The sequence below is a fragment of the Wolbachia endosymbiont (group A) of Sympetrum striolatum genome (assembly GCF_947250715.1).
GTDB lineage: Bacteria > Pseudomonadota > Alphaproteobacteria > Rickettsiales > Anaplasmataceae > Wolbachia.
Genome location: NZ_OX366342.1, coordinates 1,432,799 through 1,455,612, shown reverse-complemented (window position 1 = coordinate 1,455,612; position 22,814 = coordinate 1,432,799). Strand labels below are relative to the sequence as shown.

Annotated in this window: 19 protein-coding genes, 2 tRNA genes and 1 pseudogene; 10 read left to right on the top strand and 12 right to left on the bottom strand. The window is 37.2% G+C overall.

The genetic code is table 11. The annotated features are described in order from the left end of the window. Nucleotides 1–27 precede the first annotated feature (27 nt). The 4 genes from infC to nuoI all read right to left on the bottom strand — a co-directional run bounded on the left by infC (nt 28) and on the right by nuoI (nt 3,193). A complete protein-coding gene (infC, locus tag OOK87_RS07075; RefSeq protein ID WP_264688439.1) occupies nt 28–546 on the bottom strand; it encodes a translation initiation factor IF-3 in 519 nt (172 codons plus the stop codon). Nucleotides 547–558: 12 nt separating this feature from the next. Further along, entirely contained in the window at nt 559–2,460 is a 1,902-nt protein-coding gene (gene thrS / locus OOK87_RS07070) for a threonine--tRNA ligase (RefSeq protein WP_253309443.1), read from the bottom strand. After that, nucleotides 2,457–2,645, bottom strand: a complete 189-nt coding sequence (locus tag OOK87_RS07065) for a hypothetical protein (RefSeq protein WP_264688438.1) — start codon at nt 2,643–2,645, stop codon at nt 2,457–2,459. Before OOK87_RS07065 ends, thrS begins: the two co-directional genes overlap by 4 nt. A gap of 65 nt (nt 2,646–2,710) precedes the next feature. Then, entirely contained in the window at nt 2,711–3,193 is a 483-nt protein-coding gene (gene nuoI / locus OOK87_RS07060; RefSeq protein ID WP_038199316.1) for an NADH-quinone oxidoreductase subunit NuoI, read from the bottom strand. A gap of 213 nt (nt 3,194–3,406) precedes the next feature. Here nuoI and mnmE point away from each other — a divergent pair, with 213 nt between their 5' ends. From mnmE to OOK87_RS07045, 3 genes are all read left to right on the top strand, one after another. Further along, nucleotides 3,407–4,735, top strand: coding sequence for a tRNA uridine-5-carboxymethylaminomethyl(34) synthesis GTPase MnmE (mnmE, locus tag OOK87_RS07055; protein WP_264688437.1), 1,329 nt, complete (start codon nt 3,407–3,409; stop codon nt 4,733–4,735). Between the two features lie 47 nt (nt 4,736–4,782). Then, nucleotides 4,783–4,870, top strand: a tRNA-Ser gene (locus OOK87_RS07050). A 168-nt stretch (nt 4,871–5,038) separates the two neighbouring features. Next, nucleotides 5,039–6,055: an NAD(P)/FAD-dependent oxidoreductase gene (locus tag OOK87_RS07045; RefSeq protein ID WP_253309446.1), complete on the top strand. Its 1,017-nt coding sequence runs from the start codon at nt 5,039–5,041 to the stop codon at nt 6,053–6,055. Between the two features lie 807 nt (nt 6,056–6,862). On the opposite strand, the gene OOK87_RS07040 is transcribed toward OOK87_RS07045, so the two are convergent. The 3 genes from OOK87_RS07040 to rpmE all read right to left on the bottom strand — a co-directional run bounded on the left by OOK87_RS07040 (nt 6,863) and on the right by rpmE (nt 9,749). Then, entirely contained in the window at nt 6,863–8,623 is a 1,761-nt protein-coding gene (locus OOK87_RS07040) for a hypothetical protein (protein ID WP_264688436.1), read from the bottom strand. Between the two features lie 91 nt (nt 8,624–8,714). Beyond that, the gene (locus tag OOK87_RS07035; RefSeq protein WP_264688435.1) at nt 8,715–9,509 is read right to left on the bottom strand and encodes an NAD kinase; all 795 of its coding nucleotides are present in this window, start codon (nt 9,507–9,509) and stop codon (nt 8,715–8,717) included. A 27-nt stretch (nt 9,510–9,536) separates the two neighbouring features. Next, the gene (rpmE, locus tag OOK87_RS07030; protein WP_253309449.1) at nt 9,537–9,749 is read right to left on the bottom strand and encodes a 50S ribosomal protein L31; all 213 of its coding nucleotides are present in this window, start codon (nt 9,747–9,749) and stop codon (nt 9,537–9,539) included. A 128-nt stretch (nt 9,750–9,877) separates the two neighbouring features. Here rpmE and fabD point away from each other — a divergent pair, with 128 nt between their 5' ends. Next, nucleotides 9,878–10,858: an ACP S-malonyltransferase gene (fabD, locus tag OOK87_RS07025; RefSeq protein WP_264688434.1), complete on the top strand. Its 981-nt coding sequence runs from the start codon at nt 9,878–9,880 to the stop codon at nt 10,856–10,858. Nucleotides 10,859–10,889: 31 nt separating this feature from the next. Here the strand turns inward: fabD and gpmI are convergent, their stop codons facing one another. The 4 genes and pseudogenes from gpmI to OOK87_RS07005 all read right to left on the bottom strand — a co-directional run. Next, the gene (gene gpmI / locus OOK87_RS07020; protein WP_264688433.1) at nt 10,890–12,464 is read right to left on the bottom strand and encodes a 2,3-bisphosphoglycerate-independent phosphoglycerate mutase; all 1,575 of its coding nucleotides are present in this window, start codon (nt 12,462–12,464) and stop codon (nt 10,890–10,892) included. Nucleotides 12,465–12,497: 33 nt separating this feature from the next. Then, a tRNA-Asn gene (locus OOK87_RS07015) sits at nt 12,498–12,569 on the bottom strand. A gap of 19 nt (nt 12,570–12,588) precedes the next feature. Continuing rightward, nucleotides 12,589–12,780, bottom strand: a complete 192-nt coding sequence (locus tag OOK87_RS07010; protein ID WP_264688432.1) for a hypothetical protein — start codon at nt 12,778–12,780, stop codon at nt 12,589–12,591. Nucleotides 12,781–12,815: 35 nt separating this feature from the next. Beyond that, a pseudogene (locus OOK87_RS07005) lies at nt 12,816–12,927 on the bottom strand (IS5/IS1182 family transposase); the annotation flags it as partial. Between the two features lie 98 nt (nt 12,928–13,025). On the opposite strand from OOK87_RS07005, the gene gatA reads away from it, so the two are divergent. Continuing rightward, a complete protein-coding gene (gene gatA, locus OOK87_RS07000) occupies nt 13,026–14,495 on the top strand; it encodes an Asp-tRNA(Asn)/Glu-tRNA(Gln) amidotransferase subunit GatA (protein ID WP_264688431.1) in 1,470 nt (489 codons plus the stop codon). Nucleotides 14,496–15,702: 1,207 nt separating this feature from the next. Here the strand turns inward: gatA and alaS are convergent. Then, nucleotides 15,703–18,312, bottom strand: a complete 2,610-nt coding sequence (gene alaS / locus OOK87_RS06995) for an alanine--tRNA ligase (RefSeq protein ID WP_253309454.1) — start codon at nt 18,310–18,312, stop codon at nt 15,703–15,705. A gap of 174 nt (nt 18,313–18,486) precedes the next feature. On the opposite strand from alaS, the gene OOK87_RS06990 reads away from it, so the two are divergent. From OOK87_RS06990 to purH, 5 genes are all read left to right on the top strand, one after another. Beyond that, complete coding sequence (locus OOK87_RS06990; protein WP_264688430.1) at nt 18,487–18,930, top strand: PAS domain-containing protein; 444 nt, start codon at nt 18,487–18,489, stop codon at nt 18,928–18,930. A gap of 98 nt (nt 18,931–19,028) precedes the next feature. Next, complete coding sequence (gene rpmI / locus OOK87_RS06985; protein WP_253309456.1) at nt 19,029–19,235, top strand: 50S ribosomal protein L35; 207 nt, start codon at nt 19,029–19,031, stop codon at nt 19,233–19,235. 20 nt (nt 19,236–19,255) lie between these two features. After that, entirely contained in the window at nt 19,256–19,621 is a 366-nt protein-coding gene (gene rplT / locus OOK87_RS06980) for a 50S ribosomal protein L20 (protein ID WP_064125369.1), read from the top strand. Nucleotides 19,622–19,640: 19 nt separating this feature from the next. Next, entirely contained in the window at nt 19,641–20,540 is a 900-nt protein-coding gene (gene fmt / locus OOK87_RS06975) for a methionyl-tRNA formyltransferase (RefSeq protein ID WP_253309457.1), read from the top strand. A gap of 80 nt (nt 20,541–20,620) precedes the next feature. Next, nucleotides 20,621–22,132: a bifunctional phosphoribosylaminoimidazolecarboxamide formyltransferase/IMP cyclohydrolase gene (gene purH / locus OOK87_RS06970; RefSeq protein WP_264688429.1), complete on the top strand. Its 1,512-nt coding sequence runs from the start codon at nt 20,621–20,623 to the stop codon at nt 22,130–22,132. Nucleotides 22,133–22,814: the final 682 nt, after the last annotated feature.

The window sequence follows — 22,814 nt, the reverse complement described above, 5'->3', positions numbered from 1 at the left end:
TCTACTTATACTTCTTAAGCCGTTTTGCTACTTAGCAACCAAAGTTAAAAAATATTGATTTCCTTCTCTTTTAGGTGCTAATTCTACCTTTGCAATATCTTCAGTGTCTCTAATTAGCCGTTCTAATTTTTCCATTCCAACTTCAGTGTTTATAAGCTCTCTCCCTCTAAATCTCATTGTAACTTTAATTTTATGTCCATGCACAAGAAAATCCATTGTTTGACGCAATTTTGTTTCGTAGTCGTGATCACCAATATTGGGACCCAGTTTAACTTCTTTTATAGTTAATGCTTTTTGTTTCTTTTTTGCTTCACTTGCCTTCTTTTTTGCATCATATTTTTGTCTGCTGTAATCCAGAACTTTACATACTGGAGGAATTGAATCAGGTGCAATTTCCACCAAGTCTAAACCGACATTCTGAGCAGATGCCAAAGCTTGTTCTATTGGCACAATTCCGACCATTTCACCACTGTGATCAACTAAGCGTACCTCCTTAGCTGTGATGAGTTCATTAATTCTATTTTTATTGTTCTTTTTTATTTGCAAACTTTAACTCCCTTAATTCAAATTAACACTTTTTAACAGCGATTCAGTAGCCTTTTCCAAAGAAAAAGACTCCTGTCTTTCTGATCCTAAATTTCTCACTGACACAGTTTTACTTGTAACTTCATTTTTGCCTATAATCCATAATATAGGAACCTTGTTTGAACTATGCAAACGTATCTTATAACTAATTTTTTCATTGGTCAAATCAGTCTTGACTCTCACACCTTGTTCTTTTAAAATATTGCTAATTTCTGTGGCGTAACCGTCAGCTTCATTTGTAATGGTCAGAATAGCAAGTTGCGTTGGAGCAAGCCAAACTGGAAATTTTCCTGCATAATTTTCTATCAAAATTCCGATAAAACGCTCAAAAGTCCCAAGAATTGCCCTATGTAACATGACAGGGTGATGCTTGTGCCCATCTGCCCCTATATAAAAAGCTCCCAGACGTTCTGGTAAAATGAAATCAACTTGTAATGTTCCACATTGCCAATTTCTGCCTATTGCGTCTTTCAAAACGAACTCTAACTTTGGACCATAAAATGCACCTTCACCAGGGCTCAGTTCATAACTCAAGCCCGCTTCTTTAACGGCTTCAAGCAGCGCTTTTTCAGCTCTATCCCACACTTCATCATTACCGGCTCTAATATCTGGACGGTCTGAAAATTTCACAGAAATTTCATTGAATCCAAGCTCTGAATATACTTCTTTTAAAAGGTCACAAAACTTTACAGTTTCAGAATTTACTTGTTCTTCCATACAAAAAATGTGTGCATCGTCTTGCGTAAAACCACGCACTCGCATCAGTCCGTGCAATGAGCCTGAGCTTTCATTTCTATGGCATGTACCAAACTCTGCCATACGTATTGGTAGATCACGATAGCTTCTCGTGTGAGAATTAAAAATCTGCACATGACAAGGACAATTCATAGGTTTTATTGCTAGCTTTTTGCTTTCAGATTCATCAACAATGAACATATTTTCACGAAATTTATCCCAATGTCCCGACTTTTCCCACAGTTCTTTACTTACCAAAATAGGAGTTTTTACTTCAAAATAGCCATTATTTATCAATTTCTTTCTTATATAAGACTCAAGAACATTATATAGAGTATATCCTTGTTCATGCCAAAAAACCTGCCCGACAGCTTCCTCTTGGATGTGAAATAAATCCATATCCTTAGCAATTTTGCGATGATCACGTTTTTCTGCTTCTTTGAGACACTCAAGGTAAGCGTTTAATTCATCCTTATTTCTCCATGCGGTGCCATATATTCGCTGTAACATTGGACCCTTAGAATCACCACGCCAGTATGCTCCTGCAACTTTCATAAGCTTAAACGCTTTGACTCTGCCAGTTGAAGGAGAATGTGGACCGCGGCATAAGTCAACAAAATCGCCTTGTCTATAAACAGTTAGGTTTTCACTCTCTGGTATAGAGGATATAATTTCAACCTTATATTTTTCGCCTATACCACTAAAGAAATCAACTGCCTGCTTGCGAGTCCAAACCTCTCGAACAAATCTGTGATTACTTTTTACAATCTCTTTCATTTTCTTTTCTATTGCAGCAAGATCATCCGTAGTGAAGGTACGATCTGTAGCAAAATCATAGTAAAAACCGTCCTGAATTGTTGGGCCAATAGTAATCTGAGTATTAGGAAATAGCTCTTTCACTGCCTGCGCCATTATATGAGCAGCATCGTGCCTTATTATGTCCAAACCCACTTCGTCACTCAGTTGTATCACCTCTATCTCTGTATCAGATTCAATTTCACGTGAGAGATCATACAACTCACCGTTTACTTTCAATGCAACTGCTTCTTTCAAAGCATCCAGTTGTAATATATCAAAGCCAGTGACTTTATCGTCATATTCTTCTATTCTTTTTTCAGCTGGAAAAGTAATTTTAATCATTTATCGACCCTTTTGTCTAACCCTCTCTTTGTCATCCCAGTGCGTGACACTGGGATCCATCTTATTTTTATAATGGAAATTAGTTTAACGTATGCTCCTAAAATCTGTTGTCCATTGCACAATTTACAAATATTTTTACACCTGGATCCCAGTGTCACGCACTGGGATGACAAAAAAAGGAACACTGAAATGACAGAAAAACAGCACCTGGGTAAGAGAGGAATGATTTGAAAGCTATAAATTTTTAACATCAGTAGTACGGTCTATTCTTTTTTAACCTGAGTGCAATTGCGTCTTCCCAAACTTCACCATTACGCAATAACTTTTCTTTATTGTACATTAGCTCCTCTCTTGTTTCAGTAGCAAATTCAAAGTTAGGACCCTCCACAATTGCATCAACTGGACATGCCTCTTGGCAAAGTCCGCAGTATATGCATTTTGTCATATCAATATCATAGCGCGTGGTGCGACGACTACCGTCTTCTCTTTCCTCTGCTTCAATAACTATTGCTTGAGCAGGGCAGATAACTTCGCATAATTTACAAGCTATGCATCGTTCTTCACCGTTTGGATACCTACGCAACGCATGCTCACCACGAAACCTTGGACTTAAAGGGCCCTTCTCCATAGGATACCTCAAAGTAACCTTTGGCTTAAACATATATTTTAATGTAATAACAAACCCTTTAATTAACTCTACAAAAGACCAATACCAAGCTAATTTCTTGAGCATAAAATATTTAAAACCTATGTTGATAATTATAAATCATATTATCAGTTTTCAAAATAAATATTTTCACCTGAGTGACCTTTGCAGTTTTTTATATAATGTATTTATTAATATGATATTACTATAAACTAGCAAGATAGATAAAAATTTTGAATATTTTCAAATTAGGTATTTTGGTTTCTTAAGTGTAATATTGCTAAGTAGTTTATATAAATAATGACAAACACAAATGAAACTATTTTCGCTTTATCGACCGTATTGGGTAAGTCAGGAGTTGCAGTAATCAGAATTTCAGGCAACTACGCGCTTAAAGCTTTAAATCATTTTCATATTAAGAAAGAAATTAAACCAAGATTTGCTACTTTAGTTGATCTATATGATGATTCCAATCAATTGATAGATAATGGAATAATCATCTATTTCCCTGCTCCAAACAGTTTCACTGGCGAGAACGTTATAGAGTTACAAGTGCATGGAAGCAAGGCAGTCATAAAAATCATCTTGGAGGAATTATCAAAAATTTTCGTTATGGCCAAGCCTGGAGAATTCTCACTTAGGGCTTTTCTAAATAGTAAATTTGACTTAACGCAAATAGAAGGGATTGCAGACTTAATTGATGCTGAGACGAAAATGCAAGCTAAACAAGCGATTAAGCAGATATCGGGAGAATTGGAGAGACTATACAGCAATTGGAGGCAAAGATTAATAACGATACAATCCAAAATCGAAGCATATATAGACTTTCCAGAGGACATTTGGGCAGAAAAAAGTGAATTGAAAAAAATTAATAATGAAGTGCAATCTCTCGTGCAGTTGATACAAGAGCATTTAAATGATAATAGACGGGGCGAAAGGTTGCGTGAGGGTTTACATATTGTAATAACTGGTGAACCAAATGTCGGTAAATCAACTCTATTTAATTTCTTAGCCAAGCGTGATATTGCTATTGTTTCTGAATATGCAGGCACAACAAGAGACGTGCTTGAAGCTCATATTGACATTGGCGGATACCCAATCATTCTCTCTGATACTGCTGGAATTCGTGAGAGTTCAGACCCGATAGAATCAGAAGGCATAAGTCGAGCAAAAAAGAGGTCTTTTGAAGCTGATCTAAGAATAGAACTATTTCCTTTTGAACAACGTTATAATATCAATTGCAACGTTGTAAATAGCGATACTATTTATGTATTGAGCAAAGCTGACGATGCAATTAATGACAGAAATATACTGATTGGCGATGTAGATTTTCTACCTATTTCTATTTTAAAGGGAATAGGTACAAACAAGTTGATCTCTCTCATAAAAAAGAAGGCAGAGGAAAAATTTGGGCATGATAGAGACACTCCTGTGATTACTCGGCAAAGACATAGGAGTCACATGCAGAAAGCACTGGAACATTTACAACGTTTTAATATCGATAATCCAATTGAGTTGATATCTGAAGATTTGAGGCTTGCTGCATTTGAACTTGGTGCGGTGATTGGAATTATTAATGTTGAGGAAATATTGAGTAGTGTGTTTAGCAACTTTTGCGTGGGCAAGTAAAGCTTTTATAGATTGCTTAAAATCAAATGTTGTGATAGAAAAGAAATGGACGGATGGCCGAGCGGTTTAAGGCACCAGTCTTGAAAACTGACGTACGTGATGAGCGTACCATGGGTTCGAATCCCATTCCGTCCGCACAGCATCCCGCGATGTTAGCTGATTTTTAGAGCTTATTTGGACTATGTGGTTCATAACGCTGGAAATCTTATCTAATCTAGCCACATCTTTTAAAAATACATCCCTTTGTAAATTGACCTTATTAGCGAAGAAAGCTAATATCTATAAATAGATTACCATCTGAATATGAAAACCGATATAGTAATAATAGGTGCAGGGCCTATTGGAATATTCACTGCTTTTCAAGCGGGAATGCTTGATATGAGATGTCATATAATAGATGTTTTGGATCAAGCAGGAGGACAATGCACAGCTCTTTACCCAGAAAAGCCAATATATGATATACCTGGTTATCCTGTAATTACTGCCCAAAAATTAATTGAGCAATTAATGGAGCAAGCTTCACCATTTGAGCCTGTTTACCATTTAAGTCAAAAAGTGGAAAAGATTTCGAATAACTGTGATCAAAGCTTTACTATCATAACTAACACAGGTACAGAGGTAAAATGTAAGGCTGTTATTGTTGCTGCAGGTAACGGAATGTTTGAACCTAACCGTCCACCCTTAAGTGGTATATTAGAATATGAAAATCAATCTGTATTTTACAGTGTAAATAAAATTTCTGATTTTCAGGACAAAACTATAGTCATTGCAGGGGGGGGTGATTCTGCAGCTGATTGGACTGTAGAACTTTCTAAAGTTGCAAAGAAAATTTATGTGATACATAGAAGAAAGGAATTTCGCTGCACTCCTGAAACTAGAAATAAATTAGAATCACTTGAAAATGATGGAAAGATAGAACTGGTAGTGCCATATCAATTACACGAACTAGCAGGAGGTAATGGGCAGTTGAGCGCAGTGATAGTAAAAAACATTGCCTCTAAGGAAGAAAAAGAAATATCCGCTGATTCTTTGCTGCCATTTTTTGGATTGTCAATGAATCTTGGTCCAATAAACAGTTGGGGTATAGAGTTAGAACATGGCCGCATAATTGTCGACCCAGCTACACTTAGAACCAGTAGAGATAGAATATATGCAATCGGAGATATAGCTACTTATCCAGGCAAACTCAAGTTGATACTAAGTGGTTTTGCCGAGAGTGCCATGGCTTGTTATGACATATACAAAGTAATCCACAACTCTCCAGTCAATTTTCAATACTCGACTTCAAAGGGAATTCACGGAAAAGAAAAACTTACTTGACACCCTTCGCCAGCCCCCTTATCATGAAACTGAAGGTATTCAGTTATCTTCATCTGTGCAGATTAAACAGCAAGAAAACAACGTAGTTGGCGTCTTATTTTTAATTTTTTGCACTATGTGCACCTTATGTCTTCACAATATTTCTAGGTTTTTACCTATATAAGCTGAAACGCGCTTATAAGTCGTTTAAGACAGTATAGTACGCCAATTTGCAGGATTAGGGAGTGAACACTAATTACCACGGGGTTTCTTTTGCCTTTTTTTCTGCTTAGTAAATTTCTTAAACATTTAAACTAAGGTTAGTTGCATTTAAAAGCAGCTAAATTGCAGTGTTTAAGGCTTAAAAAACGCCAATACTGAAAATAGACAATGACTAGGGCTTCTTTTGCCTTTTTTTTCGTTTAGTAAATTTCTTAACGTTTGTAGCTAAACAACAACCGTCATCCCGCTACGTGTTAGCGAGATACCGCGAATTAATCGCGGTATGACGGTGTAGATGATGGTTAAGTATCCCGCTACTTGTTAGCGGCTAAGAGATACCGCGACGGTATATTCGTCATCCCGCTACGTGTTAGCGGGATCTCTTGTTAGCGGCTGAGAGATACCGCGGCGGGTATGACGGTGTAGACGATGGTTAAGTATCCCGCTACTTGTTAGCGGCTAAGAGATACCGCGGCGGTATATTCGTCATCCCGCTACGTGTTAGCGGGATCTCTTGTTAGCGGCTGAGATACCGCGGCGGGTATGACGGTTAATTATTCTGCGGCGGTATGACGTAGGGTTGCACTAGCTATATCATGCATTTTATTAACCGACACTATAAACAACATCCTTACAATTATGAGATTGGACTACAACTTGCTCAAGCGTTAAGCTGCTGCGTTTAGCATCTTTACTGTGGTTTTCTCCAAGAACCTCTGTTCTTTCTTGTTTTATTTCTTCAATGAATTTCTTGTTAACGCTTTCAGTGTTAATCTTTTCCTGAGAATATATAAGGTTAGTGCAATTTGTTTTGTTATAATAATGCACGCCAAAACATACAACTAATAATGCAAGTACACCTGAGCCTATAAGCAATGATAACCCTATGTTATTAGTCAAAGGGTTTTGGTAAAATTTTTGTACGTTATTAACACCGCCTTCCGCGTACAGCAATAAAGGAAGTGCTATATTTGCAGCAACTACACCGGTCAGTAATGCAGTAAATAGTGGCCTATTGTTAATTACTGATTCTATTTTATTAGTTCTACTAATTACTTTTTCATCAATGTTAATGAAGTCGTTTTTAGATTCCCAAGCATTAAATATAAAATTTGAATGAGTGTTGTTGTTATACTCTAATCTTACAGATTTTATAGCTTTATTTTCTGGCTGATGCTTTAACACCTCATCTAAAATTCCATCCGCATTTTTTTCTTGAGTTTTATGCTCTGCAGTATCTCTAAATTGCCTTATTGCAAAAAGTATTGGACTAATTGCAAGCAACGCAGCAAGTGCGATAACTGGTATAGTGATATATTTTGGGCTGTTTGTAAAAAATGCAATAAATTTTGCTTTATCTTGTAAGTATAATAAAGCTGCAGATGTGCCAAGTATAATAGCACTTGCACCAAAAATTATAAAGCCCTTCTGCTGCATGGCATATTTTGCTCTTGGCCAGGATCTGTTTGTTTTTTTATTTGTTGTGCTACCTATATCAGAATTTAGTGACAAAGACTCTTCAGAGTCATCTTTGCTTTTATACGATGGTGGAGGAGTTGGAAACGTACCTGGACTTTTAATATCCTGAGGATTCGGTATAGGTTCTCCAATCCATTTTTCTACTTTGCCTAAATAACCATCATCCGCTGCTCCGTCTGTTCCTGTTGTTGGCTCACTAGATACATTAATCCCTTTAAATGCAATATTGTTTATTTCCTCTTCCCTGACATCAACTTCCGCTATTTCTTGATCTATATTTTCTAAGAGACCCTTCATATCTTTTTCTAATAATCCTTCCTTGATGCTTTTATAAAAGTCATCAGCAGGATTAATGCCCCGCTGATTACCATCAACTAACATGACTTTTTGCGGTAACATACCTTTGTCTTTCTTATATGCTTTTAAAAGAGATAAAACACATAGATGTTTTCCAATTTGTGGATCTTGAGGCTCATTCATTCTTTTAGCTACTTCTGCTGAATTTAGTGGATCTTGACGCTTAGTCGTTCCTCCAACTACTTTAATACCTTGTGCCTGCTCTTCTGTTAAGCCTAAATGATTTTTCACTACATACTCTACTGCTTTTATGTATTTTGCAGACGATACAATAGCAACTTCTACTCCGCTTGAAAGTGCAGAATCTAATACAGACCTTAGCTTTTCTTTATTTTTGATTCCCGAGCCTTCCTTTTGTAAAAATTCTTCTATTTTTTCTTTAATTACTGCTTTTTCTTTGCCAGAATCATAATCATCATATCCCTTGGATGTAAAGAAATTGCACATAGACTTATTTGTAATTGTTTGATCAAAGTCAAATATTAATAGTGCATTCTCTTCAGACGATGGTAGATTCGTTACTGGTCCCATATTTACTCCAAAATTAATTACTATGTTGTGTTGATTACGCTATAGTTATTAAGATGTAGTAAATACCAGTTTACGGATAATTATGAAAAATTTAGTATAGAAATTGCCTATCAAAGATTCTTTCATTGAGTGAGTCGTCTTTGTCAAAAAGCAGAGTGATTGTGTTCTCATGGTCTTTTTGTATTTTTATCTGTGATATATTATGAAACTCTTTGTAATCTGATACTACAAGCGCTGGACGATTTTTTGTGTCGTTAATGTCAATTTGTACGATCGTATCATTTGAGATTAGTGCTCCATTCCAATGCCTTGGGTAATAGCTATTGATGGAGGTCAGTGCAAGTAAGTTTGAATTTAGTGGCAAGATTGGGCCACCGGCAGAGAAGTTATATGCAGTGCTGCCTGTGGGAGTAGATAATATTACTCCATCCCCTCTAAATTTTTCTACTTTTAGTTTATCATTAATAGTAATATTCATCTCTACTATTTGGTTTGCTTTCCTAAAAACATATACTTCGTTTACCGCTATATAGTGGTATTTCTTGCCACTTGTGTCTGTTGCTTCCATTTTTAGTAAAGTTAACTGAGTTGAAGTTGCGTGCTCTATATGATCAATTAAATCTTCACTGCGGCTAAAGCATTTATTCATCAAAAACCCAACATTGCCAGTGTTTACTCCGTATACGTGTGTGTTTTTGTTTTCTATAACGTAATTATGCAAGGTGCGTAGCATAAAGCCATCACCGCCAACAACTATCAATAGATCGATTTCGGACTTATTTTCTTCTGTTATATTGATAAAATTAAGTTTCTTTAATAGTTTAGATACTTCCTGCGATTTTGGTGACTCAGAAGCGATATAGCCTATATTTTTGTATTTATGCATGCTTCACTCTGAAAAAGAAGCGAAAAACTAGAAAATATCCCCATATTTATCGTTAAACTTAGCTAATTTGCTAGTTTTACTTGCTGACCCGCTTGTCAAACTTCCAGTCCATGCAGGGTGAGTGAGAGGATCCCTATCAAGTTTTATCTTATCACCTTCCTTTCCATAAGTGGAACGAGTTTCAAACTCTTGACCATCTGTCATGACTATAGTAACCTTATGATAATCAATTTCTGCCATTGTTGCTTATAAACTTTTAGTCAGTTAATATTCTAGTGAACTTAATTCACTAAGTCAATCATTATTCTAAAATATTGACAAAAAATAAATAAAATGTTATACTTAATAAGGAATAAATAATAGTTATCATGATTTTTGCTTTCCCTGGTCAGGGCTCTCAGTTTGTAGGAATGGGAAAGAGCTTATATAGTGAGTTTTCCGTTGCAAGACAAGTATTTAATGAAGTAGATAGCATATTGAGTAGAAAGCTGTCTCATTTAATCTTCAACGGTCCTATTGAAGAATTAACCATTACAGAAAACGCTCAGCCAGCTATAATGGCAGTGTCAATCGCGACGCTACGCGTTATCGAGCATGTGTTTGGTGAATCTCTTTTTTCTAATTATGGAATTAAATATGTTTGTGGACATTCAGTCGGTGAATATACAGCGCTATGTGCTGCAGGGGCATTGACTCTTGAGTCTGCAATCAAGCTGCTGAAAGTTCGCAGCGAAGCAATGCATGAAGCTTCTTTGAAATGTGAAGGGGGAATGGTTGCGTTGCTTGGAGCAGAGATAAATGAAGTGGAAGATATATTGAAATCAGTTCAAATTGACGGAATTTGTGAAATTGCAAACGATAACGGTGGCGGACAAGTGGTTATAAGTGGTACTAGAGAGGGTCTTGAAATATTACCCGATTTGCTCAAGAACTTGAACATCAAGAGATTAGTTAAGTTACAGGTTAGTGGACCTTTTCACTCATCTCTTATGAAACCTGCTGATGAAAAAGTTTTGGAATTTTTGGAGGGTATTAAAATAACCCGTCCTATAGTTCCTTTGATATCAAATGTTACAGCTAAAGAGGAGAGTGATCCCAAAGTTATAAAAGCTTTACTTGCTAAACAAGTCATAAGCAGAGTGAAATGGAGAGAAATGGTTTTGTATATGGCAAGCCGTGGCATTAACAAATTTGTTGAAATTGGCCCTAATAAAGTTTTATCTAATTTAGTCAAAAGGATTGACCAATCTATCAGTACAAAAAGTATAGGTAATATTGGTGATATAGACAGCTTCTTTAATGAATCATTAGTACTAACAGCGAAAAATTTAAAAGTTGGGTTAAGTTAAAACACATCTATTTGCCAGCGCATGACGCTGCCTAGCTGGAATGACAGAGGGTAATGCAAGAAATCAACGAACTGCCTGTCATTTCATCCGGTTTCTTAATTCCAAGTAGCTGTAAAATAGTGGGAGCGATATCAGATAATCTTCCGTCTCTTAGTTTTAGATTATCGCAAGACACAATAAATGGCACTTTATTTAGAGTGTGCGCTGTATGAGGTGTATTATTTTCTTCATCGAACATACATTCCACATTACCATGGTCTGCAGTAACAATTAATGCAGTGTTGCTTGACTTTTTAACAGCACTCAGCACTTTCGCAAGACAATCATCTACAGCTAGCACAGCTTTCTCGGCTGCTTTTATATTACCTGTATGTCCTACCATATCAGGATTAGCGTAATTTACAACTATCAGTGCGAATTCTTGGGAGTGAATTTTTTCTACAAGCTTTTCTGTGAGCTCAAAGGCTGACATTTCGGGCTGCAAATCATAAGTTTGAACTTTTGGTGAGGGAATGAGTATTCTTTCTTCACCAGAGAAAGGTTCTTCTTTTCCACAATTGAAAAAGAAAGTCACATGAGCGTATTTTTCGGTTTCGGCGATGCGTAATTGTTGCAATTTATTGTCTTCTATTGTTTGTCCTAAAGTGTTAGCAAAAGATATAGGAGGAAAAATATAAGGAATTTTAAGATCTTCTTTATACTTCATCATACTTAGAATTGAAGAAAATGGTTTTCGTTTACGACCTTCTGTCGTACGAGTAGTTTGACCATAGATTCCAGCGTCACGCGCTGGAATGACACCTGATTGGTTTAGTAAAATACTTGCTAATTGTATCATTCGATCAGCACGAAAGTTAGCCAACAGCACTCCATCTTCTGGTTTTATACCTTGATAGTCACCTATTACTGCGGGCCTGACAAACTCATCAGTTATGTTATTTTGATAATTTTCATCAATCAACGATACTGCATTATCATGACGAGGTGCCTTTGCAAATGCGATAGCCTCATAAGCTTCAATTGTTCTCTCCCACCTGTTATCACGGTCCATAGCATAGTAACGCCCAGAAACAGTAGCAATTCTTATGTCATTTCCCTTTATACTCTTTATAAATTCTTGAATGCATTTTTTTCCTGAATTTGGTAATGTGTCTCTGCCATCTAAAAATGCATGTATCACCACTTTGATTCCATGCTGTGATATTTTATTTGCTAAAGTCGAAATATGCTTTTGATGCGAATGAACACCGCCATCTGACACTAATCCCACCAGATGGCATACTCCGTTCTTACTTTTTAGATTACTAATAAAGCTTTGTAGATTTGCATTGTTTTCTATTGTTCCAATTTCTTGATTAATGCGCTGAAGGCTTTGCATTACTACTCTACCACTGCCAATATTCATATGGCCAACTTCTGAATTACCTATTTGACCACCAGGTAACCCAACATCAGTTCCACAGGCGGACAAACTGCATTTTGGATAATTAGAGCTAATATATTGCCAACAGGGTGGATTTGCGTTGCTAATAGCATTATATTTACTGCTTTCTACTCCATTTCCCCAGCCATCTAGTATACATAAGACAACTGATTTAATGCCCATATAAGATTAACACTAGAATTTCAAAGAGAAGAGCTCCCCGGGCCGGATTCGAACCAGCGACCAATTGGTTAACAGCCAACTGCTCTACCACTGAGCTACCGAGGAATAAACCGTCTTTAATTTATCACGTTGAACGTTGATTGTAAACGTTTTTTGTATACTTTGTAAGAGCCTGTTCAAATTCACTTCGCTTTATTACTTCAACAGTTGCACCAATAATATCTTTTATTTGAGTTGCAAAATTCTCTCCTGTATAGCCCTCATCAACCAGTATATTTTTAACTCCAGAAAGGTTTTCTTTTGCATTGTTGACCATTCTCACAGCACTAGTTGTTCCTGCAGTTGCTACATAAATTGCATGTCTTGAGTATCAACTGCGATATGGCCCTGAGATTTTTTTACCAGCGTCATAGCCTTTTTCTTCAGCAGTATCTGCGTTCTTTACACTCTGAGCATCAATTATGTACAGGTTCTTAGCTATATTTCTAGCTGTAACTATAAATGTATGGATTTTTTATCGTGCCATGTTATAATTAACGTCTTGCTAAAAATTAAATATTGATGAATGAACTAAAAAAGTTAAGTATTACACAAATGCATGACGGGCTCAAAAAAAGGAGTTTTTCCGCTGTTGAACTCGTGGAGGCGCACATCAGTGCGGTTGAAAATGAGAAATTAAATGCATTTATAACAAAAACCCCAGAGATAGCAATGAAAGCTGCTAAAGCTGCAGATGAACATTTCTCTAGGCAAAAGGATGATTTAATCTCGCCGCTCATGGGTATACCAGTTGGCATCAAAGATCTATTCTGTACAAAAGGAATAAAAACAACAGCATGCTCAAAAATGCTGGAAAATTTCGTTCCGACTTACGAATCTACGGTGTCTGACTTGCTTTTAAAAAGTGGAGCAGCCATGCTCGGTAAGCTTAATATGGATGAATTTGCTATGGGTTCTGCGAACACAAACAGCTATTTTGGCCCTGTTGAAAATGTGTGGATTAGAAAAAGTGATGGGGAAAAAGTTGTTCCTGGTGGATCATCTGGTGGATCTGCAGCATCGGTTGCTGGATTTTTATGCGCTGGAGCGTTAGGAAGCGACACCGGTGGATCTGTACGCCAACCAGCAGCTTATTGTGGAGTAGTTGGAATAAAGCCAACTTATGGAAGATGCTCGCGTTTTGGTATGATTGCATTTGCGAGTTCTCTGGATCAAGCAGGAGTCATTACTCGTTCTGTCTCTGATTCAGCATTAATGCTGGAAGCAATTTGTGGCTATGATAAAAAAGATTCAATATCGAGCGAAAAGCCAGTGCCTAAATTTTCTAGCTTTATAAATGGTGATGTCAAGGGTAAGTGTATTGGTATACCAAAAGAATATAGGATGGATGGAATTTCAGAGGAAATAGTTCATAATTGGGAAAGAGTTGCTTCCTATTTAAAAGAAAATGGCGCTGAAGTTGTTGACATTACTCTGCCACATACTAAATATGCAATACCGGTCTATTATTTAATCTGTTCTGCTGAAACTTCATCCAATCTTGCTCGTTACGATGGTGTGCGTTATGGATTAAGGGTTGATGCTGATACCCTTGAAGAAATGTATTCACTAACAAGAGCAGAAGGTTTTGGTAAAGAGGTGAAAAGAAGAATTTTAATTGGCGCTTATGCGCTTTCTTCAGGTCATTATAATGAATATTACGAAAAAGCGCAGTGCATTAGAGCATTAATCAGAAATGATTTTATAAAAGCGTTTGAAAAAATAGATTACATACTTGTGCCATCTGCTCCAACAGAAGCTTTTGGCTTAAATGAAAAGCCAGATCCGCTAATTATGTGCATCAATGATGTGTTTACCGTGCCAGCAAGTCTTGCAGGATTGCCTGCTATTTCTGTTCCTGTTGGGCTTTCCAATGAGGGTTTACCACTTGCCTTGCAAGTAATTGGAAATTATTATGACGAAGCTGGAATATTAAATGTGGCAAGTTTGATAGAGCAAAATTGCGGCAGAATAATTAGACCTCTTGCGTAATCTATTTTCTGATAGTAATTTTTGCATTAAAATTTGCTTATGCTCATCAACGTACTCTATGGCTCCATTTTTAGATGAATAGCAAAAACAGGGCATATTAATCTGTTTACAAAATTTTCGTGTAACAGTTCACACTTAATTAAACAGACTAAATTCTGTAATTTTGGGATGTTGAAAAATTCACCTTACGTTGTCATTCCAGCGCATAACGCATAACTGTACGAACATTGTGATTTGGGCCTACCAGAAGGGCAATGCCTCTTATCCAAGTACCCTCTTCTTGTCATTCCAGTGCTTGACACTAGAATCCAGTTTTCCATATAATCTCATCAAAAATGTTTATTTTCTAGCTACTTTTATACTTATCAACTCAGTATGCTTACTTACAATTAAAATTCCTGGATCCCAGTGTCAAGCACTGGGATGACACCCTCCTGATGGGCCAAAATCACAACGTTCGTACAGTTGTGCACGTGACGCTGGAATCTAGTCTTTATTATGCAGCCACTTATTTAAAGTTAAGTTTTCTGGATCCAAGTAGTCAAGCTACTCGGATGACACCCTCTTGGATAGAAACCAGTGTCAGCTACTTTCATGACACCATTACAACCGTCATCCCGCTGCTTGTTAGCGGGATCTATGCTAAGAGATACCGCGAATGAATCGCGGTATGACGGTCTGTGGCGGTATGACGGTTCGCGGCGGCATGACGTAGGACTGCTGTCATCCCACTACGTGTTAGCGGATGAGATACCGCGAATGAATCGCGGTATGACGATCTGCGGCAGTATGACGGTTCACGGCGGCATGACGTAGGACTGCTGTCATCCCACTACGTGTTAGCGGATGAGATACCGCGCGAATGAATCGCGGTATGACGATCTGCGGCAGTATGACGGTTCGCGGCGGCATGACGTAGGACTGCTGTCATCCCGCTACGTGTTAGCGGATGAGATACCGCGAATGAATCGCGGTATGACGATCTGTGGCGGTATGACGGTTCGCGGCGGCATGACGTAGGACTGCTGTCATCCCACTACGTGTTGGCGGATGAGATACCGCGAATGAATCGCGGTATGACGATCTGCGGCAGTATGACGGTTCGCGGCGGCATGTGACGATAACCTCGTCATCCCGCTGCTTGTTAGCGGGATCTAGAGATACCGTTACGGTATGACGAGGGAGAACAGTTGCTACTTGTTAGCGGCTAAGAGATACCGCGGCGGTATGATGTAGAGTGCTTAGAAGCGGTTATTTTGCTATAAATGGCTGTAATGGCATCATCTATTTTATTGCTATCACAGCCTGTTTGTGCAAGTTCAGCATTCCCACCACAGTTCTTTTCAACTGCTATTGATATTAGTTCTTTTGCGCTAATCTTATTGATTAAGTCTTTACTTACTTTAATAATCAAGACTGTTTTATCTTTTTCTGTTGCCGTGAAAGCTATTACCGTTTTTGGTTTTTGTTGCTGCAAAACAAACTCTCTTATCACATTTGCTGGAATATCAGTGAAAGTGTGGCTTATAAAATTTATTCCATTTATTTCAGTGCTTTTTATATTCTCTGCACTCACAAGCTTTTTATATAGGTTTCTTATTTTGGTTTCGGATTTTTTGTGTTCTTGACTTAAAACACTTAATCTGCTTGTTATTTCACTTACTGGCACTTTTACGAATTCTGCAACTTTTTTTAAGTTAATTTCATTATCACGTACATAATTGATTGCTTCCTGACCAGTTAAAGCTTCAATTCTCCTCACTCCAAAAGCAACAGAACTTTCTGTTACTATCTTAAATAAACCGATTTCTCCAGTATGTTCAACGTGCGTGCCACCACATAGCTCTTTCGAATCTCCAATATTTACAACTCTAACCTGATCACCATATTTTTCACCAAACAACGCCATGGCTCCTTCGTCTATTGCCTGATTCATGCTTTGAATTTTTGTAGATGCAGAAAGATTTTCTCTGATTAGAGAGTTTACCATATCCTCTACCCAGAATAACTGATCTTGAGTCACTTGAGTGTTATGGCTGAAGTCGAATCTCAGTCTATCTGGTGCAACTAGGGAACCTTTTTGAGTGACATGATCACCCAAGATTTTCCTCAATGCAAAGTGCAGAAGATGCGTAGCCGAATGATTTCTTCTTAAGGTTTGCCTTCTTTCCTTGTCGATGCTTGCTGTAACTACATCACCTTTACAAATTGAGCCGAATTTAACTATGCATCTGTGCAAACATAGGTCATTAACCTTATGGGTATTCTCGACTATAATAATACTTCTACCAGGTTTGATCAGACTGCCAGTATCCCCCACCTGTCCACCTGACTCGCCATAAAAAGGTGTTTTATCAAGTATAATGATTATCTTTTCTCCCTCCTTTGCAGAATCAATCACTTCATTTTTAGAGGAAACTATAGCTAGTATTTTCGCATCACTTACTTCATTGAACTCATAACCAACAAATTTTGTTTTGCCAAATTTATTGATCAAATCAAACCATACTTGCTCAACAGATTTTTCACCAGATCCAGCCCATTTAGCACGTGCTCTCTCTTTTTGTTCTCCCATTGCATTATCAAAACCCTTCTGGTCAAAATTTATTTTTTTCTCTTTTAAAACATCAAGTGTAATATCCAAAGGAAACCCATAGGTGTCATATAGCTTAAATGCTGATTCTCCAGGTAAAGTATCGCCCGATTTTAAATCTGTAGTGAATTTCTCCAGAAGATTGATACCTTTCATCAAAGTGTCTTTAAAGTTTTCTTCCTCTGATTTTAACGTCGTTTCTATTAAGCTTTTGGCTCTGACTAATTCAGGATAAACATCTCCCATATAAGCCGAACTCGTGCTATCTATCAGCGCCGGAAAAATGCGATGGAGTAGAGAATCATTATATCCAAGCAGGTGGATATAACGCGCGGCTCTCCTAATTAATCTGCGTAATACGTAATTCCTGCCCTCATTTCCAGGAAGCACTCCTTCTGCGATGAGAAATGCAGCCGCGCGAAGATGATCTGCTACGATCTTATGCGCTATTTTATTTTCCGTTCTTCCACAGTACTCTTGAGATTTATTGATCAGAGCAGAAAATAGATCAATATCATAGTTATCATGGACATTTTGCATTACAGTAGCTATTCTCTCAAGACCCATTCCAGTATCGATGCATTTTTTTGGCAATTTGTGTAAATTACCTTCTTCATCTTTGTTAAACTCCATGAATACCAGATTCCAGATTTCAACAATTCTATCGTCGTCTTGTAAATTAGGACTCCCATGATCATAAAAAATTTCAGAACATGGACCGCATGGACCAGTGCTTCCCATACTCCAAAAGTTATCGTCCGTTGCAATTCTTATGATTTTATCACTTGAAAAGCCACTTATCTTACGCCAAATCTCGTACGCCTCATCATCAGTATGGTAGACGGTTATGGATAGTCTGTTTTTATCAAGAGATAACTCCTTAGTGATAAATTTCCACGCAAATTCTATCGCAGTTTCCTTAAAGTAATCACCAAAGCTAAAATTTCCGAGCATTTCAAAAAATGTGTGATGCCGAGTTGTATAGCCAACATTTTCAAGATCGTTGTGTTTACCTCCTGCTCTTAGGCACTTTTGACTTGAGACAGCACGTTTCATTTCAGTTTTTTGAGCACCAGTAAAAATATTTTTAAACTGCACCATACCAGCATTTGTAAACATGAGTGTTGGGTCATGTTCTGGAATCAAAGGAGAAGAAGAAACCTGTTCGTGGCCATTACTTATAAAAAATTTTATAAATCTTTCTCTGATTTCACTTAACTTCATTATTTTTATTGAGATTATTCATGAATAATAAGCTGCAATGGAAATAAAATCAATTACAATACCACCACTCTCTAGATCTCAGAACTTCTAGTGATATGCACCTTGTGGTAAGGAAAAATCAATATATTCACGATAAATTTACCTCATATCTGTGTTTTATATGTGGAAATTGGAATGGAAATTTATGTAGGCAAAGAAAAAAGAATAGCAAATGTGGTAACTGAGCACTGGAGTGACATAAAAGGACCAGAAAGAGATTGGCCAGAAAGGCACGAAATAGACACTGCAGAAATAATGGAGTCATGGCAGCATTGTTTTATCATTGAAGTCAAGGATCAAGGTTATATTTGTGAAAATGCAGGAGAAAAGGCTGTTGAATTCTATGGTTTTGAGAAAAAGACGCGCATTGATAATAAGTATGCAATTGATGCACCATTTTTGCGACTATATAAAATAGATGCAGTTATTGATAAACTTGATGCTGTAATAGAGAGTAAATGCCCAATCAATGAAGAGGAAGAAAGTGAAAGTGTTAAAATGAGGCAAGTATTGTTGCCACTTGGGAATAAAGAAGGTATAACACACATATTGGGCGTAATTACTTTTAAACTCCTTTAATATACAATTTTAATTTGATTCTTTAATAAAATTATTTATACTAATGCTTAATTACTATTAAAGAACTCAATAGTAGTGTTTGTAAATTTATTTGGAATATGAAGAGAATAAAATTAAAAACCAAATCTTCTGTTAAAAAGCGCTTTCACCTTACAGCTAAGGGTAAAGTCATTTCTACTCAGTCAGGCAAAAGGCATGGCATGGTAAAGAGAAGTAAATCTAATATTCGTAATCAGCGCGGTACAACGATTCTTGGTAAATCTGACTCGCGTATAGTTAAGCTTTATATGCCTTATGATATTTAACAAAATGGAGGTAAAATAAAATGGCTCGGGTAAAACGTGGAGTCACTACTCACGCTCGTCATAAAAAAATATTGAAACTGGCAAAGGGTTATAGAGGACGTGCAAAAAGCTGTTATAGAATTGCATTACAAAGAGTTGAAAAAGCATTGCAATATGCTTACAGAGACAGAAGAACCCGTAAACGTGATTTCCGTAGCTTATGGATAATACGTATTAATGCAGCAGCAAGAGAGCATGGGCTTACTTATGGTAGGTTTATGCATGGTCTTACACTTGCCGGCATTGATTTAAATAGAAAAATTCTTGCTGAGATGGCCGTTAATTATAAGGATGATTTTGCCAAATTAGTAGAAGCTGTAAGTGGTAAATTAGCGGAGAATTCTTAAAGCAAAAACACTTGAAAGCGTGAGAATTATTTTCATGGGGTCACCGGAATTCGCTGTTAGTACGCTAAACTTACTATTGAAATCACAGAATGAAATAGTAGCAGTATACACCAAGGCTCCAAAACCTTCAGGACGTGGACAGAAGCCAACGAAATCTCCAGTACATGTTATCGCTGAAGAAAGTAACATAGAGGTATGTACTCCTATCTCTCTAAAGTTTTTGGCAGAGCAAGAAAAATTTAGAAATTTCAAACCAGACGTTGCAGTTGTTGCTGCGTATGGATTGATACTTCCAAGAAAAATTTTGAATATTCCTAAATATGGTTGTATTAATATTCATCCTTCATTACTACCAAGGTGGCGTGGTGCAGCTCCGATACAGCACACAATTTTAGCAGGAGATCAAGAAACCGGGGTTAGCATTATGCAATTGGATGAAGGATTAGATTCCGGCCCTATTTTAAAACAGGAAAAATTTCTTATCGAAAAGAACGATAACTACAAGACATTGCATGATAAATTGTCTGAATTAGGCAGTGATTTACTGCTGAAAGTGCTAAACGAAATTGAAAAACAGGTTCCCTTAAAACAGAACGATAATGATGCATGTTACGCTGACAAAGTGGAAGACTATAAAATTTATGCAAGTGATGCTTGTGAGGTTGCTTATAGAAAGGTTAAAGCGTTTTACCCAAAAGCGTTCATCAAGATAGAGAATAAACGTATCAGGATACTTGATGCTGACTTTGAAGCTCTCGCTTCAGAACAAGGTAAGATTGTTAACGATAATATGCACATAAGTTTAAAAGGTGGCACTTTAATTCCTAAAGTTGTACAAATGGAAGGGAGAAATCCTTGCAGTATTGAAGATTTTATTCGTGGCTTGAAATCAAGCATGGTAAAAAAATTTATAGAATAGACTGCTTTAAATTAGTGTAGAAATGTAATAGCTAAATTTCCTTTTCTTAGATATAATCTTAAAAAACTTTCCGTACAAAAATGAAAATAAAAAGAGCTTTAATATCAGTATACGACAAAACGAATATAATTGATCTTGCATCGTTTTTAATGCAGCAACAAATAGAAATTCTCTCAACGGGAAATACTTATAAAGCACTATCTGATGCCGGAATAAAAACACAAGAGGTCTCAGATTACACACAATTTCCAGAGATACTGGGTGGTAGAGTAAAAACTTTACACCCTAAAATTCATGGAGGAATACTTTGCAATAGAGAAAAGCACAAAACGGAAATGCAAAATCTAGGTGTTGAGCCAATAGACCTGCTTATAACTAACCTATACCCATTTTGGGAGACAGTAAGTAGCGGCTCAAATGAAGATCAAATTATAGAACAAATTGATATCGGCGGAGTGGCGTTAATTAGAGCTGCAGCAAAAAACTTTTGTTTTACTTCAGTTATTTCTAGCATTCAAGACTATGAAGCACTGAAAGCTGAGATGATAAAAAATAACAATGAAACAACATTGGAATATAGAAAACATTTAGCAACCAAAGCATTTGCTCTCACTGCACACTATGATTCTAATATTCACAGTTGGTTTTTATCCCAGAGTAAAAATAATGAGTTGCCAGAGTTTTTTGCACTATATGGACATAAAGTACAAGAACTCAGGTATGGTGAAAATCCCCATCAAAAAGCTGCATTTTATAGTAATCAATTTACCAAATATCCGCTAGAAAAAATACATGGGAAAGAGTTGAGTTATAATAATATAGTAGATATAGAGTCCGCACTTAACATAATTTCTGAGTTTAAAGAGCCTGCAGCAGTGATAATAAAGCACAATAACCCATGTGGCACTGCTGTTAGTGATGATGCTTTGGAGGCATATGAAAAGGCCCTATCGTGTGATGAAGTAAGCAGTTTTGGTGGTATAGTAGCTTTAAATCGGGAGATAGATTTAAAGCTAGCAGAAAAATTAAACGAGATATTTTTGGAAGTAGTGATAGCACCTTCAGTCAGCAATGAAGCACTAAAAATTTTGCAAAGAAAGAAAAATTTAAGAGTGATTATTCATAAATCTTTCCAACAAAATGTGAAATACCAAACTAAAAATGTTGTTGGTGGGTTTTTGGTGCAAGAAAATAATGACCACACAATAAAAGCAGAACAAGTAACAGAATGCACTACAACAGAAAAAGAAAAGGAAGATCTTATTTTTGCCTGGAAAATATGTAAACATGTGAAATCCAACGCAATAGTTATAGCAAAAGATGGTTGTGCTATTGGCATCGGTGCAGGGCAAACAAGCAGAATAGATAGTGTGAACATTGCAGTAAAAAAAGCAGGTGAAAAATGTAAAGGTGCAGTGCTTGCTTCAGATGCATTTTTTCCATTCCCAGATAGCATAGTAGAAAGTGCAAAACATGGAATTACAGCTATAATTCAGCCTGGTGGCTCGCTGAAAGATCAAGATGTGATAAAAGCTGCAAATGAAAATAAAATTGCTATGTTTTTCACTGGCGTTCGCAGTTTTTTCCATTAGGCTTTGTGTCTTATGGCTAGAGATTTTTCCATATCATACCACCATAACTGTACGAACGTTGTGATTTGAGTCCACAAGGTAGGATGTCATTCAAGTAGCCTCCTTCCCCTGTCATCCCAGTGCCCTGACTACTTGGATCCAGATTGGACACTGAGCTGGTGAGTATAAAAGTATAGCTTCTACGTCATACCGTGATTTATTCACGGTATCTCACATAGATCCCGCTAACAAGTAGCGGGATGACGATTCTTCAAATCGTCAAGGTGTCATCCGAGTAGCTTGACTACTTGGATCCAGATTGGACACTGAGCTGGTGAGTATAAAAGTATAGCTTCTACGTCATACCGTGATTTATTCACGGTATCTCACATAGATCCCGCTAACAAGTAGCGGGATGACGATTCTTCAAATCGTCAAGGTGTCATCCGAGTAGCTTGACTACTTGGATCCAGGAAACTTAACTTTAAATAAGTGGCTGCATAATAAAGACTAGATTCCAGCGTCACGCGCTGGAATGACAAGTTCGCGGCGGCATCCTCGTCATCCCGCCACGGTATCTCTAGATCCCGCTAACAAGCAGCGGGATGACGGTTGTCAGGCTAGCTGTCATCCCAGTGCTCCTTTTTTTGTCATCCGAGTAGCCCCTTTTTTGTCATCCCAGTGCTTGACACTGGGATGACAC